The organism is Pseudomonas sp. ACM7, assembly GCF_004136015.1.
Taxonomy (GTDB): domain Bacteria; phylum Pseudomonadota; class Gammaproteobacteria; order Pseudomonadales; family Pseudomonadaceae; genus Aquipseudomonas; species Aquipseudomonas frigoris.
Window position 1 is genome coordinate 3,064,428 of the sequence record NZ_CP024866.1, and the last position, 14,090, is coordinate 3,078,517.

Below are 14,090 nucleotides of genomic sequence, written 5' to 3' on the forward strand. Positions count from 1 at the left end.
TGCTCGTATTGACCTTTCAGCGTTTATGGGAACTTGTCTTTCGGTTTCCGGTCAATTTTCGCAGTGCTGAACTGCACGAGTTATGTAAGTGGGAGGTTTTTTCGTATGACCAATTCTTTGCAACCTGCATATGCTCTGGTCCCGGGTGCGAACCTGGAGGCTTATGTGCACACGGTGAACAGCATTCCATTGCTGACGCCGGAGCAGGAGCGTGAACTGGCCGAGAGTCTCTATTATGAGCAGGATTTGGGGGCGGCTCGGCAGATGGTGCTCGCCCACCTGCGTTTTGTTGTACATATCGCCCGTAGCTATTCCGGCTACGGTCTGGCTCAGGCTGACCTGATCCAGGAAGGCAACGTCGGCCTGATGAAGGCCGTGAAGCGCTTCAACCCGGAAATGGGTGTGCGTCTGGTTTCGTTCGCTGTGCACTGGATCAAGGCGGAAATCCACGAGTTCATCCTGCGCAACTGGCGCATTGTGAAAGTCGCGACCACCAAGGCCCAGCGCAAGCTGTTCTTCAACCTGCGCAGCCAGAAGAAGCGTCTGGCGTGGCTGAACAACGAGGAAGTCCAGCGTGTGGCGGAAAGCCTCGGTGTAGAGCCTCGGGAAGTGCGTGAGATGGAAAGTCGCCTGACCGGCCATGACATGGCCTTCGACCCGGCCGCGGAAGCGGACGACGACAGCGCATTCCAGTCGCCGGCCAACTACCTGGAAGACCACCGGTACGACCCGGCCCGTCAACTGGAAGATGCTGACTGGAGCGACAACTCGAACCACAACCTGCACGAAGCGCTTGAAGTGCTGGACGACCGCAGTCGTGACATCCTCTACCAGCGCTGGCTGGCAGAAGAAAAAGCCACGCTGCACGACCTGGCGCAGAAGTACAACGTGTCGGCCGAGCGTATTCGTCAGCTCGAGAAGAGCGCGATGAACAAGCTCAAGTTGTCGATTGCCGCCTAACCGCAGCTCCGGCATAAAAAAACGCCCCGATCATTGATCGGGGCGTTTTTGTTTGTACCCAACATATAACCCATGTGGGAGCGGGCTTGCTCGCGAAAGGGGTGTGTCATCCAGCAATGATGTTGACTGACACGACGCCTTCGCGAGCAAGCCCGCTCCCACAGGGGATTTGCGGCGTTACTGTGCCCAAGGCGCCCGCCGCGAATCATTGAGCCCTGCAAGGTAGCTGTCGCCACCGAGCTGACTCATCTGCTGTCGAATCCATCCCGCTCGCCGTGCGACGTAGTTAGTTGGATGACTGGCACTCCACACTCGCGGGTTAGGCAACACCGCCGCCAGCAAACTGGCCTGCTGACGGGACAGCGAACGAGCGCTGACGCCAAAGTGATGCCTGGCTGCTGCTTCCGCGCCAAACACCCCGTCATCCCACTCGACGCTGTTCAGATACACCTCAAGAATTCGCTGCTTGGGCCAGAACACTTCGATCAGCCCGGTAAACCAGGCTTCCAGGCCTTTGCGCAGCCAGCTGCGGCCGGACCACAGAAACAGATTCTTAGAGACCTGCTGACTCAAGGTGCTGGCGCCGCGAATCGATCCGCCGAGCTCGTTGTGGGCCAGTGCGGCCTGGATCGCGCCAAAGTCAAAACCCCAATGCTCCGGGAATTTCTGATCCTCGCCGGCAATCACTGCGACTTTCAGGTCATCGGAGATTTCATCCCAGGGTTTCCAGGTACGTTGCAGGTCGATGGGCTCGCCGTCGAACCAGGATTCGACCTTGCGCTCGACCATCAACGCGGTTCCCGGTGGCGGTACCACGCGAAAGATCAGCACCAGCAATACGCTGCCACCCGCGAACCAGAGCAGGGCCTTCGTGAATCGTCGCAAAAATAAACGCAGCATAGAGATGGCTTGGCCGAACCCGTTGAGCGGGCCATTATACAGACCCTGTGGATCGAGTCTGACTGGAGTTCTTCATGCTGCGTGGCTTTCTGATGCTGGTCGCTTTCTTCGGCTTCACCGGCGTTGCCCTTGGCGCGTTTGCCGCCCATGGCTTGAAAAGCCGCCTGACGCCCGAGTACCTGGCGATTTTCCACACCGGCGTGACCTACCAATTGGTGCACACGTTGGCCTTGCTGGGCGTTGCACTGCTGGCCACGCAGATTCCCGGTCGCCTGATCACGTGGGCGGGTGCATCATTTGTCATTGGCATACTGCTGTTTTCCGGCAGTCTGTACCTGTTGACCATAACCGGCGTCAGCAAGCTCGGGATCATCACCCCCTTCGGCGGCCTGGCGTTTCTGGTCGGCTGGTTCTGCCTGGGGCTTGCCGCCTGGCGGTTGAGCTGACCGAGCAGTCCATTTCATGACGAATGGCTTGGGTCGCCAAGACTGATCGGGCTAGAATGCCAGCCCCTAAAAATGATGGCGGCTTCCGGCATGCGCATTCAGTTGAACGGCGAATCCCTTGAACTGCCCGACGGTGAAACCGTTGCGGCCCTGCTGACCCGTCTGGAGCTGACCGGACGCCGGGTGGCGGTCGAACTCAATCTGGATATCGTCCCGCGCAGCCAGCACGCAGAAACCACGCTGAACGACGGCGATTCCGTCGAAGTGGTCCACGCCATCGGCGGCGGCTAGTCGTCCGGCCCTCAAGGGCACAGAATTCTGCAAGAACCTCACCACTACAGAGGATTTCCCATGAGCATCGTTCGTAGCGACAAGCCCTTCGTCCTGGCCGGTCGTACTTACCAGTCACGTTTGCTGGTAGGTACCGGCAAGTACCGCGACATGGAAGAAACCCGCCTGGCCATCGAAGCCTCGGGTGCCGAGATCGTCACCTTCGCCGTGCGCCGCACCAACCTCGGCCAGAACCCGGGCGAACCGAACCTGCTCGAAGTCCTGTCGCCGGATCGCTACACCTTCCTGCCTAACACCGCCGGTTGCTTCGACGCTACCGAGGCTGTGCGCACCTGCCGCCTGGCCCGTGAGCTGCTCGGTGGCCACAACCTGGTGAAGCTGGAAGTGCTGGCGGACCAGAAAACCCTGTTCCCCAACGTGATCGAAACCCTCAAGGCCGCCGAAGTGCTGGTCAAGGAAGGTTTCGACGTGATGGTCTACACCAGCGATGACCCGATCATCGCCCGTCAACTGGCGGAAATCGGCTGCATCGCGGTGATGCCGCTGGCCGGCCTGATCGGCACGGGCCTGGGGATCTGCAACCCGTACAACCTGCAGATCATCCTCGAAGAAGCCAAGATCCCGGTGTTGGTGGATGCCGGTGTCGGTACCGCCTCCGATGCAACCATCGCCATGGAACTGGGTTGCGAAGCGGTGCTGATGAACTCGGCTATCGCCCATGCCCAGCAGCCGATCATGATGGCTGAAGCCATGAAACACGCCATCGTGGCAGGTCGCTTGGCCTACCTCGCCGGCCGCATGCCGAAAAAACTCTATGCCAGCGCCTCCTCGCCGCTGGATGGTCTGATCAAGTAAGAGCCATTGATGACTGAATCAAACGAAACGCCTATCCAGCCGGAAGAAGGCGAAGAGCGCCAACACCGCCGCATCAAGAGTTTTGTGATGCGCGCCGGGCGCATGACCGAAGGCCAGCAAAAAGGTCTGGAACAGGGCTCGCCGCTGTTCGTGCTGCCTCTGGCCGATGCGCCGGTGGACTTCGATCAGGTGTTCGGTCGTTCGGCACCGCGCTCGCTGGAAATCGGTTTCGGCATGGGCCATTCGCTGCTGGAAATGGCCGCAGCCTCTCCAGAGCAGGATTTCATCGGCGTGGAAGTGCACCGTCCGGGTGTGGGAGCGCTGCTCAATGGCGTGCTGACTCAGGGCCTGACCAACCTGCGGGTCTACGATTGCGATGCGATTGAAGTGCTCAACCGCTGCGTGGCCGACAACAGCCTCGATCGCCTGATGCTGTTTTTCCCGGACCCATGGCACAAGAGCCGCCACCACAAGCGCCGTATCGTTCAGGCGTCGTTCGCTGAACTGGTGCGCAGCAAGTTGAAGGTCGGCGGTGTGCTGCACATGGCCACCGATTGGGAACCGTACGCCGAGTACATGCTGGAAGTGATGAACGTTGCGCCGGGTTATCGCAACCTGGCCGAAGACGGCAAATGCGTCCCGCGCCCGACCGAGCGCCCAATCACCAAGTTCGAACGCCGCGGCGAACGACTTGGGCATGGCGTGTGGGATCTGAAGTTCGAGAAACAGTCCTAAACCGTACGCAATACCCAATGTGGGAGCGGGCTTGCTCGCGAAGGCGTCGTGTCAGTCGACATTTAAGTTGAATGACACACCGCTTTCGCGAGCAAGTCGAATCGTCGCACCGCCGCTCCCACATTTGTTTTGTGTTGTGCCAGGGGGTTAGCGGCGGTCTGCGACGACGCCGATCAACACCAGCACCACCAACAACACCGGCGCCAGGCTGTAGTTGTTGAACTGGCTCAGGCCTTTGATGATCCACGGCGTGGCGTAGATCAGCGCGACGCCGCTGCCGATCATGCACAGCAGGGCCATCAGCGGGACGCGCAAGGCGCCGGCGATGCTGCCCAGGCGTTGGTCGACCCAGCCTTTGATATCGGCGCCAAACAACACCAGCAGGCAGCCCACCAGTGCCAGAGCGATTTCAGACAGGTTGCTACGGCTCCAGCGGGACGCGGTGGCGAGCAGGTCGAGTATCAAATCCATTCGTTTTCCCTTAAGGCTGAAATCAGCTCAAAAATGTCTGCAACAAGTCATTGAGGAAGAGTTGTCCGCGCTCGGTGGCCGCCAGACGTGACGGTTCGACCTGCAACAAGCCACTTTGTTCGGCCTCGCGGCGGCCTTCGGCGAGGCTTTCCAGGCTCAGCCCGGTGCGTTCCGGGTACAGTCGCGATTCCACGCCGGCGGTCAGGCGCAAGGCGTTCATCAGGAACTCGAACGGCAGTTCTTCATTGGTCAGAGCTTTCTCCCCAGCCTTGAAGCTTTTGGCCGGGTTGAGGTAGTCCTTCGGCAACCGGGTCTTCCAGGTGCGGACGATGCGCCCGTCGGGGTGACTGAGTTTGCCGTGAGCCCCGGCACCGATGCCGATGAAGTCGCCGAAACTCCAGTAATTGAGGTTGTGCCGCGCCGGACGGCCGGGCTGGGCATAGGCCGAAACTTCGTATTGCGCGTAACCGTGCTCGGCCAACAGCGCCTGACCGGCCTCCTGAATGTCCCACAACGTGTCGTCTTCCGGCAGCGTCGGCGGCTGGTTCCAGAACACCGTGTTCGGCTCCAGGGTCAGCTGATACCAGGACAAGTGGGTCGGCTTCAGGGCGATGGCCTGGCGCAGATCGCTCAGGGCGTCGTCCAGGGACTGATCGGGCAAACCGTGCATCAGGTCCAGATTGAAGTTATCGAACCCGGCCTGACGGGCCATGCCGGCGGCACGTACCGCTTCGTCACCGTTGTGAATCCGCCCCAGGGCCTTGAGTTTCTCTTCCTGAAAGCTCTGGATGCCGATCGACAGGCGATTGATGCCCAGCGCCCGGTAGGCGACGAACTTCTCTTGCTCGAACGTCCCGGGATTGGCTTCCAGGGTAATTTCGATGTCGCTGGCGAACGGAATGCGCTGCTCGACGCCTTTGAGCAAACGGCCCAACGCCTCGGCGCTGAACAGGCTCGGCGTGCCGCCGCCAAAGAAGATCGAACTCAGCTCACGGCCGTAGACGGCATGCAGGTCCTGATCGAGGTCGGCCAGCAACGCGTCGACATATTCTTCTTCCGGCAACACCGGGCTGGCGGTGTGGGAATTGAAGTCGCAATAAGGACATTTGCGCACACACCACGGGATGTGGATGTACAGCGCCAGGGGCGGCAGCACAGGCAGGGCGGCCCGAGGCGATTGGGCGTCGCCGCCGAAGATCAGCGGCGACGCGGATGAGTCATGGATCATTTCAGGCCCAGACGCTGGCGCAGCAGATCCATTGCACGGGCGCGGTGGCTGATGAGGTTCTTGTCGCTCGGGCTCAGTTCGGCGCTGGAGCAGTCGCGTTCCGGCACCCAGAACAGTGGATCGTAACCAAAACCGTGTTCGCCGCTGGCCGCTGGCAGGATTCGTCCGTGCCACAGGCCTTCGCAGAGAATCGGCAACGGATCGTCGGCATGACGCACCAGCGCCAGAACGCAGACAAACTGCGCACCGCGCTCGGCTTGCGGCACGTCCTTCAATACGTCGAGCAGTTTGGCGTTGTTCGCCGCATCGCCCTGACCGTCGGCGTAACGCGCCGAGTAGATACCCGGCGCACCGCCGAGGAAATCCACGGCCAACCCCGAATCGTCGGCCAGCGCTGGCAGGCCGGAGATGCGCGCGGCATTGCGGGCCTTGAGGATGGCGTTTTCGACGAACGACAGGCCGGTTTCTTCAGGCTCGACGCTGCTGAACTCGCCGATCGAGCGCAGTTGCACCGATTCGCCGAGCATGGCCTGAAGTTCCTTGAGTTTGCCGGCGTTATGGCTGGCCAGTACGAGTTGCGTGAAGTTGATCATTCGCCGGGGAAGAGCTCTTGGTTGAAATTGATGGTGTTGATTTTATCGCCGTTCTGCACCTTGATGTCGAAGGTGCGGACTTCCTGTTGATCGACCGGGAACTGGGCGATGTAGTAGATCGCGCCTTGTTCAGTGATCTGTTTGAACTTCAACGGTACGGTCTGGCTGGTCAGGTCTTTCACCGATCCGCTGACTTCAGCGGTCAGTGGTTTGCCATCCTTGAGCACGGAGACGTTTATCACGCCCTGGTTCTTGCTTCGCGTCAGCCCGGCAGCTTTGGCGATATCCGGTGTCAGGAAGGTGGAGTTGAAGGTGTTGTAGTGCACCGTTACATCGCCAAAGGTTTCTTTGCGCTCGCCTTTGATGACGTCGGCGGCCATGGCGGTGACGCTCAGGCAGGCAGTAAGTACAAACAGCGCTAGTCGACCCATGTTCATTCTCCTCGAAGTGTCGTGACTCAGACCGCGACCTTGTGGTCTTGCAGCCCGGGGCTGCTGACGCGGTAAATACCGATTTCACCTAATAGATTAGGCCATAGCTTACTGGCCCACCCGTGGCGGTGCTGTTGATCCACGGCAAGCCGATCAATGACCCTGGCTTCACGTTCGCGACACAACGCTTCAAAGTCTTCGAAAGTGCAAAAGTGGATGTTCGGCGTGTTGTACCAGGTGTACGGCAGAAAATCGGACACCGGCATCCGGCCCTTGCTCGCCAGGTACCAGCGGCAGCGCCAGTGACCGAAGTTGGGGAAGGTGATGATGCACTGGCGACCGACGCGCAGCATTTCGTCGAGGATCTTGTCCGGGTAGTGCACGGCCTGCAGCGCCTGGGTCATGACCACGACGTCGAAGCTGTTGCTGGCAAAGTTACCCAGGCCCTTGTCCAGGTCCTGCTCAATCACGTTGATGCCCTTGGCCACGCATTCGGCGATGTTGTCCGGGTCGTTTTCCAGGCCATAGCCGGTCACTTGCTTGTTATCGCGCAACCAGGTCAGCAGCTCACCGTCGCCGCAACCGAGGTCGAGCACGCGGCTGCCGGCGGGGATCCATTCCTGGATGATTTCCAGATCAGCTCTCATGGCTTTCTCACAACGTAATGCGGTTCATGTAATTGCTGAATGCCTGCAAGTAGCGCGGGATCGGAATCAGGAAGGCGTCGTGGCCTTGCGGAGCGTCGATCTCGAGGTAGCAGACGTCTTTCTTGGCCGCCATCAGCGCGTCCACCAGTTCCCGCGAGCGGGCAGGGGAGAAGCGCCAGTCGGTGGTGAAGGACATCACGCAGAACTTGGCCTGGGCGTTGGCGAAGGTTTTCGCCAGGTCGTCGTCGAAGTTCGCCGCCGGATCGAAGTAGTCCAGTGCCTTGGTCATCAGCAGGTAGGTGTTGGCGTCGAAACGTCCGGAGAACTCTTCGCCCTGATAACGCAGGTAGCTTTCAACCTGAAACTCGACGCTGTGGAAGTCGTAGTTGAGCTTTTCGCTCTTCAGGCCACGACCGAATTTTTCACCCATCGAGTCATCGGACAGGTACGTGATGTGCCCGACCATCCGCGCCAGCATCAAGCCACGCTTGGGGATCACGCCCGCTTCCTGGAACGAACCGCCGTGGAACTCGGGGTCGGTGAGGATCGCCTGGCGCGCCACTTCGTTGAACGCGATGTTCTGTGCCGACAGCTTGGGGGCCGAGGCGATGGCCAGGCAGTGGCGAATGCGATCCGGGTAAGTGATGCTCCACTGCATCGCCTGCATGCCACCGAGACTGCCGCCGATCACGGCGGCCCATTGGCCGATGCCGATGCGGTCTGCCAGGCGCGCCTGGCTGTGAACCCAGTCTTCCACGGTCAGCACTGGGAAGTCGGCGCCGAACGGCTTGCCGGTTTCCGGATTGACGCTGCTCGGGCCGGTGGAACCGTTGCAACCGCCGAGGTTGTTCAGGCTGACCACGAAGAATTTGTTGGTATCAATCGGCTTGCCGGGGCCGATGCAGCTGTCCCACCAACCGGGTTTGCGGTCGTCGGGGCTGTGGAAGCCGGCAGCGTGATGATGACCGGACAAGGCGTGGCAAATCAGCACGGCGTTGCTCGCCGCGGCGTTCAGCGTGCCGTAGGTTTCGTAGATCAGGTCATAAGCTGGGAGCGAACGGCCGCAGGCCAAGGCCAGGGGTTCGCTGAAGTGCGCCACTTGCGGCGTCACCAGACCAACAGAATCGGGGGGGAAGGCAGCTGGCATCGACCCTGCTCTCGTTGAAATGAGGCGTAAGTCTAAAGACCGCTGCCCCTAGCAGCAAGCAAAGGCCGGGGCTGATTTCATTCAGCTGGACCGAGGCGCGCCATTCGCGAGCAGGCCCGCTCCCACATTGGAATGCGTTCCCTTGTGGGAGCGGGCTTGCTCGCGAATGCAGCGCCTCGGTCTATCAGCTCTGTCGCACCAACCCCGGCAAATCCGGCAGCTTCTTCGGCGAACAAATCCGCACCCGCTTCTGCCGGTTCAACTGCCCGCTAATCAAACTCACCTGGCTCTTGGAAACCCCAAACGCCTTGGCCAGAAACGCCATCAAATACGCGTTGGCCTTGCCTTCAACCGGCGGCGCCGTCAGGCGAATCTTCAATCGATCCCCATGCAGCCCGCAGAAATCATCGCTGCGGGCCGCCGGTTGCAGGTGACATTCCAGAATCAGGTCGTCACCGTCCCAGCGAAAGTAGCTCACCGGGTCAGATCAGTAGACGCAGGATTTCCGGCATCATCGTCATGGCGGCGAGGTTGTTGATCACCAGCATGTCGATCAGCTTGAGCACCATGAACGCCAGGATCGGCGAAATATCCAGGCCGCCGAGGTTTGGCAGGATCTTGCGGAACGGCGCCAGGGCCGGCTCGCAGATCTGGTTCACCAGCTCGGCGCCAGGGTTATGGCTGCCCGGTGCGACCCAGGACAGGATCACGCTGATAATCAGGGCAAAGAAGAAAATCTTCAGGAACAGCGCGGTCACGCCGATCAGCGACCAGAGCAGCAATTGCAGCGGGTTACCGGTGGTGCCGTAAGTCAGCAGCAGAGTCAGGGCCATCAGCGCCAGCTGCACGAGGATCGCCAGCACCAGCGAGGACATGTCCAGGCCGAACATGCTCGGGATGATCCGGCGCAACGGCTTGAGCAGCGGCTGAGTGGCTTTCACGGCGAACTGGCAGAGCGGGTTGTAGAAGTTTGCGCGTACCAGTTGCAGCACAAAGCGCAGCAGCACGATCAGCAGGTACAGGCTGCCGAGGGTTTGCAGCACGTAGACCGCTGCAGTGTTCAATCCAATCATGTAAGGCTCCTTATTGACCCAATTGTTCGGCCATCTCGGCCGAGCGGTGCGCAGCGGCGCCAAGTGCTTTTTCTACCAGGGCTTCGAAGCCGCCGGCCTGGAACGACTTGATCGCCGCTTCCGTCGTGCCCGCAGGTGACGTCACGCGACGACGCAGTTCCGCAGCGTCGACGTCACTGGCCACGGCCATGTGAGCAGCGCCCAAGGCGGTTTGCAGGGTCAGTTGTGCAGCGATGTCTGCTGGCAGGCCGAGCTTCACGCCGGCGGCGGTCATGGCCTCAATGAGCAGGAAGAAGTACGCAGGGCCCGAGCCGGAAACGGCGGTGACCGCGTCCAGTTGCTGCTCTTCATCCAGCCACAGTGCGATGCCGACGGCGGACAGCAGTTCTTGCGCCTGTTGGCGTTGCTCGGTGTTCACTTCAGCCGTGGCGAACAAACCGCTCACGCCCTGACGCAGCAGCGCCGGGGTGTTGGGCATGCAACGCACGATCGGTTGGGCGCCGAGCCAGTTGTTCATGCTGGCGCAGGTGATGCCGGCCGCAATCGAGACCACCAGTTGATTCGGCTGGAGGCTTGGGCGAAGCGCTTCGCAGACGGCTTTCATCGCTTGAGGTTTGACCGCCAGTACGACGACTTCGGCGCCCTGGATGGCTTCGGCGTTGTCGGCGAACACGTCGATACCGTGTTCAGCGTTCACGCGAGCGCGGCTTTCAGCGCCCGGATCGCTGGCGCGGATCTGCGCGGCGTCCAGACCTTTGGCGCGCAGGCCGCCGATCAGGCTGGCGGCCATGTTGCCGGCACCGATAAAGGCAATACGAGTCTTGCTCATGTCAGGTCCTTATAAAGAGAGGAGTCAGCCATATTTCAAGGCTGACCGTAGTCGCGGGCACCAAACAGGGCCGTACCGATGCGGACCCAGGTGGCGCCCATGGCGATGGCCGACTCAAGGTCGTGGCTCATGCCCATGGAAAGTGTGTCGAGCGGCAGGTTCAGGCTGGCTTGCAGAAGCTGCACGGCAGCAAAAGCGGCATCCTGGGCGGCGCGATCTTCAGTCGGCTCGGGGATCGCCATCAACCCGCGCAGCTTGATGCGCGGCAGTTCGCTGATGGCATTGGCCAGGGCCGGAAGATCAGCCGGGGTGCAGCCGGACTTGCTGGCTTCACCACTGACGTTGACCTGGATGCAGATGTTCAGAGGCGGCAAATCGGCAGGACGTTGTTCGGACAGGCGTTGTGCGATTTTCAAACGATCCACGGAATGCACCCAGGCGAAGTGCTCGGCGATAGCGCGAGTCTTGTTCGATTGAATGGGGCCAATGAAGTGCCAGATCAAGGGCAGGTCGGCCAATTCGAGCTGTTTGCTCAGGGCTTCCTGCAGGTAGTTCTCGCCAAAATCGCGTAGCCCCGCGGCATACGCTTCGCGCAGGGCTTCGGCGGGCTTGGTCTTGCTCACGGCCAGCAGCTGGACGCTGTCTTCGTCGCGCTTTGCGGCGACGGCAGCGGCGTGGATGCGTGAACTAACCTGAGCAATGTTGTCTGCTATCGTGGACATCAAATCCTGCCTGAAAAGTGCCTGCACTCGATCATGCGGCGTTAAAAGTCGACTCAGAATGCTCATTGACTGACGTCAACTCCGCTTCTTCGCCGACTTTTGCCTTGCCTGATCATCGCTCGGCGACTTTATCAGGCGAGGATCAGGCGCCGGCGGTCTGAAGGTTCGCGGCATTCTACTGGAATTGAGGAACGCTATGGATATCACTGAGCTGCTGGCTTTCAGCGCGAAACAGGGCGCGTCCGACTTGCATCTGTCTGCCGGCCTGCCACCGATGATTCGGGTCGACGGCGATGTGCGGCGCATCAACCTGCCAGCCCTGGACCACAAGCAGGTGCAGGCGCTGATCTACGACATCATGAACGACACTCAGCGGGTGGACTTCGAGAAGCACCTGGAGACCGACTTCTCCTTCGACGTGCCCAGCGTGGCGCGTTTTCGGGTTAACGCGTTCAACCACAATCGTGGTGCTGGCGCGGTGTTCCGGACCATTCCGTCCAAAGTCCTGAGCATGGACGACCTCGGTATGGGGGAAGTGTTTCGCAAGATTACCGAAGCACCGCGGGGGCTGGTGCTGGTGACCGGGCCGACCGGTTCCGGCAAATCCACCACCCTGGCGGCGATGATCGATCACCTGAACACCCATCGTCACCACCACATCCTCACCATCGAAGACCCGATCGAGTTCGTCCACGAGTCGCGCAAATGTTTGATCAATCAGCGTGAAGTCCATCGCGATACACGCAGCTTCGCCACGGCTCTGCGCTCGGCCCTGCGGGAGGACCCGGACGTGATTCTGGTGGGGGAGATGCGGGATCTGGAGACCATTCGCCTGGCGTTGACCGCCGCCGAAACCGGTCACCTGGTGTTTGGCACGCTGCACACGACATCGGCGGCGAAAACCATCGATCGGGTGGTGGACGTGTTTCCGGGGGACGAGAAGTCGATGGTCCGTTCGATGCTGTCCGAGTCGTTACTGGCGGTGGTGTCGCAGACGTTGGTCAAGAAGATCGGCGGCGGGCGGATCGCGGCCCACGAAATCATGCTCGGCACGTCAGCGATCCGTAACCTGATCCGCGAAGACAAGGTGGCGCAGATGTACTCGTCGATTCAGACCGGGGGAAACCTGGGGATGCAGACGCTGGATATGTGCTTGAAGGAGCTGGTGACCAAGGGCTTGATCAGCCGCGAGCATGCGCGGGAGAAGGCGCGCACGCCGGATGGGTTTTGACGGGGATTTGTGTCGCTTTCAACGACGCCATCGCGAGCAAGCTCGCTCCCACAGGGGAGCGCATTTCAATGTGGGAGCGAGCTTGCTCGCGATGGCGGCATCATGTTCAAAGTAAAATCCCGGATCAGACCCGGGATTTCAAATCAGCGTTGAACAACCTGCAGGGTGTTCTTCTCTTTCGGCGTAACCCGCTTGGCAACCACATAGTGGCTTTCCCAGAAGGGTTTTTTCAGCGTGTCGATGGTCACCGACTTGCCACGACGTGGTGCGTGGATGAAGCGGTCGTTGCCCAGGTAGATGGCAACGTGATTGACCCGACGGCTCTTGATGTTGAAGAAAATCAGGTCGCCAGGCTTCAGATCCTTGCGATCGACTTTCTCCCCATGACCGCTGGCCATGGCGTTGGAAGTGCGTGGCAGGTCAAACGTGGCGTCGTTGAACGCGTATTTCACCAGGCCACTGCAGTCGAACCCTTTACTTGGGCTGCTGCCGCCCCAACGGTAGGGTGTACCGAGGACGTTGACTGCGCGGCTCAGCACGTTGCTGCTTTCCTTGGCCGCCATTGGCGGTATCAGGCTGCTTTTGTTGCTGCTCAACTGGGGAGCGCGTTTTACGCTCTGTTTGTTTTTGCTCGAAGGAGCAGAAACATGGGATTTTTGGGTGTAACCATTAACGTTAGGAAGACGTTGCTCACGATTGGTGGCGTGGGCGGCCAGTGGCATCAAAAGGCAAATGGTTAGCCATGTCTTGAAAAATGGACGCATTAGGCAAGGCTCATATAAGTTAGCGCGCAACTTTATAACAGCTTTTTTGGCCCTTCCGAGGCCGTTGGTCGATTCAACCTTGGGGTCAACGGAACCAAATAAGCGGAAAATGGACGCGATTGTCGGACAGACGTCAGGTGTTATAAGGCTTTGACGGGAGAGACAGTACCATTTGCCATACGTCGGCAACTCGTAAAAAAGTCACAAAGATTTAAAGAATATTTATCTATCGTGTGAATCGAGGTCCTTCATGAACACCTATCAACAGTCCGATCCGCAACAAGATACCCACAGCAAAGTCATCGGTTACCTGCTGTGGATTTTCGGTTTTACCGGCGCTCACCGCTTCTATTACGGCAAGCCAGTGACGGGGACGATTTGGTTCTTCACCTTCGGTTTGTTGGGTATCGGTTGGCTGATCGACGTGTTTCTGATCCCGGCCATGGATCGTGAAGCGGACCTGCGTTTTACCGCCGGACCCATTGAGTACAACGTGGCGTGGATTCTGCTGACGTTTCTTGGGGTGTTCGGCGTGCACCGGATGTATCAAGGGAAGTGGATCAGCGGATTGCTGTACCTGGTGACGGGCGGGTTGTTTTTTGTGGGGGTGCTGTATGACTTCTGGACGCTGAATGACCAGGTTTCCGTGCGTAACGCTCAGAATAGAGGCGCTTTCCAGTAAGCCATCGTCGGATCGCCGCCCGGACCAAGCTCGCTCCCACAGGGGATTTGTGAACGACACAGATCCAGTGTGGGAGCGAGCTTGC

The 14,090-nt window shown here is 59.8% G+C and carries 19 protein-coding genes; 7 read left to right on the plus strand and 12 right to left on the minus strand.

Features of this window, described 5'->3' with window-relative positions; genetic code table 11:
- The first annotated feature begins 105 nt into the window (after window positions 1–105).
- Window positions 106–960, plus strand: a complete 855-nt coding sequence (gene rpoH, locus CUN63_RS14365) for an RNA polymerase sigma factor RpoH (RefSeq protein WP_129440328.1) — start codon at window positions 106–108, stop codon at window positions 958–960.
- 177 nt (window positions 961–1,137) lie between these two features.
- Here rpoH and mtgA read toward each other — a convergent pair whose 3' ends face one another.
- Window positions 1,138–1,860 (minus strand): monofunctional biosynthetic peptidoglycan transglycosylase, encoded by a 723-nt coding sequence (gene mtgA / locus CUN63_RS14375; RefSeq protein ID WP_129440330.1) that lies wholly within the window; start codon window positions 1,858–1,860, stop codon window positions 1,138–1,140.
- Between the two features lie 74 nt (window positions 1,861–1,934).
- Between mtgA and CUN63_RS14380 the strand changes: the two genes are divergently transcribed.
- From CUN63_RS14380 to trmB, 4 genes are all read left to right on the plus strand, one after another.
- Window positions 1,935–2,306 (plus strand): DUF423 domain-containing protein, encoded by a 372-nt coding sequence (locus CUN63_RS14380; RefSeq protein ID WP_129440332.1) that lies wholly within the window; start codon window positions 1,935–1,937, stop codon window positions 2,304–2,306.
- Window positions 2,307–2,396: 90 nt separating this feature from the next.
- Complete coding sequence (gene thiS / locus CUN63_RS14385; protein WP_007897898.1) at window positions 2,397–2,597, plus strand: sulfur carrier protein ThiS; 201 nt, start codon at window positions 2,397–2,399, stop codon at window positions 2,595–2,597.
- A 60-nt stretch (window positions 2,598–2,657) separates the two neighbouring features.
- A complete protein-coding gene (locus CUN63_RS14390; RefSeq protein WP_007897902.1) occupies window positions 2,658–3,452 on the plus strand; it encodes a thiazole synthase in 795 nt (264 codons plus the stop codon).
- Between the two features lie 9 nt (window positions 3,453–3,461).
- Window positions 3,462–4,187: a tRNA (guanosine(46)-N7)-methyltransferase TrmB gene (trmB, locus tag CUN63_RS14395; RefSeq protein WP_129440334.1), complete on the plus strand. Its 726-nt coding sequence runs from the start codon at window positions 3,462–3,464 to the stop codon at window positions 4,185–4,187.
- A gap of 147 nt (window positions 4,188–4,334) precedes the next feature.
- Here trmB and CUN63_RS14405 read toward each other — a convergent pair whose 3' ends face one another.
- From CUN63_RS14405 to CUN63_RS14450, 10 genes are all read right to left on the minus strand, one after another.
- Window positions 4,335–4,658, minus strand: coding sequence for a DUF3392 domain-containing protein (locus tag CUN63_RS14405; RefSeq protein ID WP_046045220.1), 324 nt, complete (start codon window positions 4,656–4,658; stop codon window positions 4,335–4,337).
- 22 nt (window positions 4,659–4,680) lie between these two features.
- Window positions 4,681–5,886, minus strand: coding sequence for a radical SAM family heme chaperone HemW (gene hemW, locus CUN63_RS14410; protein ID WP_129440338.1), 1,206 nt, complete (start codon window positions 5,884–5,886; stop codon window positions 4,681–4,683).
- Complete coding sequence (gene rdgB / locus CUN63_RS14415; RefSeq protein ID WP_129440340.1) at window positions 5,883–6,479, minus strand: RdgB/HAM1 family non-canonical purine NTP pyrophosphatase; 597 nt, start codon at window positions 6,477–6,479, stop codon at window positions 5,883–5,885. The genes hemW and rdgB overlap by 4 nt, the downstream gene beginning before the upstream one ends.
- A complete protein-coding gene (locus CUN63_RS14420; RefSeq protein ID WP_008152635.1) occupies window positions 6,476–6,910 on the minus strand; it encodes a DUF4426 domain-containing protein in 435 nt (144 codons plus the stop codon). Before CUN63_RS14420 ends, rdgB begins: the two co-directional genes overlap by 4 nt.
- 26 nt (window positions 6,911–6,936) lie before the next feature.
- Window positions 6,937–7,557: a methionine biosynthesis protein MetW gene (metW, locus tag CUN63_RS14425; protein WP_008152632.1), complete on the minus strand. Its 621-nt coding sequence runs from the start codon at window positions 7,555–7,557 to the stop codon at window positions 6,937–6,939.
- Between the two features lie 7 nt (window positions 7,558–7,564).
- On the minus strand, window positions 7,565–8,704 hold the full coding sequence (locus CUN63_RS14430; RefSeq protein ID WP_129440342.1) for a homoserine O-acetyltransferase: 1,140 nt from the start codon (window positions 8,702–8,704) through the stop codon (window positions 7,565–7,567).
- Between the two features lie 184 nt (window positions 8,705–8,888).
- Window positions 8,889–9,182 carry a DUF167 domain-containing protein gene (locus tag CUN63_RS14435; RefSeq protein WP_129440344.1) on the minus strand — a complete coding sequence of 98 codons (294 nt, stop codon included), beginning with the start codon at window positions 9,180–9,182 and terminating at the stop codon, window positions 8,889–8,891.
- A 4-nt stretch (window positions 9,183–9,186) separates the two neighbouring features.
- A complete protein-coding gene (locus CUN63_RS14440; RefSeq protein WP_129440346.1) occupies window positions 9,187–9,777 on the minus strand; it encodes a YggT family protein in 591 nt (196 codons plus the stop codon).
- A gap of 10 nt (window positions 9,778–9,787) precedes the next feature.
- Window positions 9,788–10,606: a pyrroline-5-carboxylate reductase gene (gene proC / locus CUN63_RS14445; RefSeq protein ID WP_129440348.1), complete on the minus strand. Its 819-nt coding sequence runs from the start codon at window positions 10,604–10,606 to the stop codon at window positions 9,788–9,790.
- A 35-nt stretch (window positions 10,607–10,641) separates the two neighbouring features.
- The gene (locus tag CUN63_RS14450; RefSeq protein WP_129440350.1) at window positions 10,642–11,328 is read right to left on the minus strand and encodes a YggS family pyridoxal phosphate-dependent enzyme; all 687 of its coding nucleotides are present in this window, start codon (window positions 11,326–11,328) and stop codon (window positions 10,642–10,644) included.
- Between the two features lie 196 nt (window positions 11,329–11,524).
- Between CUN63_RS14450 and CUN63_RS14455 the strand changes: the two genes are divergently transcribed.
- Window positions 11,525–12,559, plus strand: a complete 1,035-nt coding sequence (locus tag CUN63_RS14455; RefSeq protein ID WP_129440352.1) for a type IV pilus twitching motility protein PilT — start codon at window positions 11,525–11,527, stop codon at window positions 12,557–12,559.
- A 143-nt stretch (window positions 12,560–12,702) separates the two neighbouring features.
- Here the strand turns inward: CUN63_RS14455 and CUN63_RS14460 are convergent, their stop codons facing one another.
- A complete protein-coding gene (locus tag CUN63_RS14460; RefSeq protein ID WP_129440354.1) occupies window positions 12,703–13,323 on the minus strand; it encodes a C40 family peptidase in 621 nt (206 codons plus the stop codon).
- 250 nt (window positions 13,324–13,573) lie between these two features.
- Here CUN63_RS14460 and CUN63_RS14465 point away from each other — a divergent pair, with 250 nt between their 5' ends.
- Window positions 13,574–14,005 (plus strand): NINE protein, encoded by a 432-nt coding sequence (locus CUN63_RS14465; RefSeq protein ID WP_129440356.1) that lies wholly within the window; start codon window positions 13,574–13,576, stop codon window positions 14,003–14,005.
- Window positions 14,006–14,090: the final 85 nt, after the last annotated feature.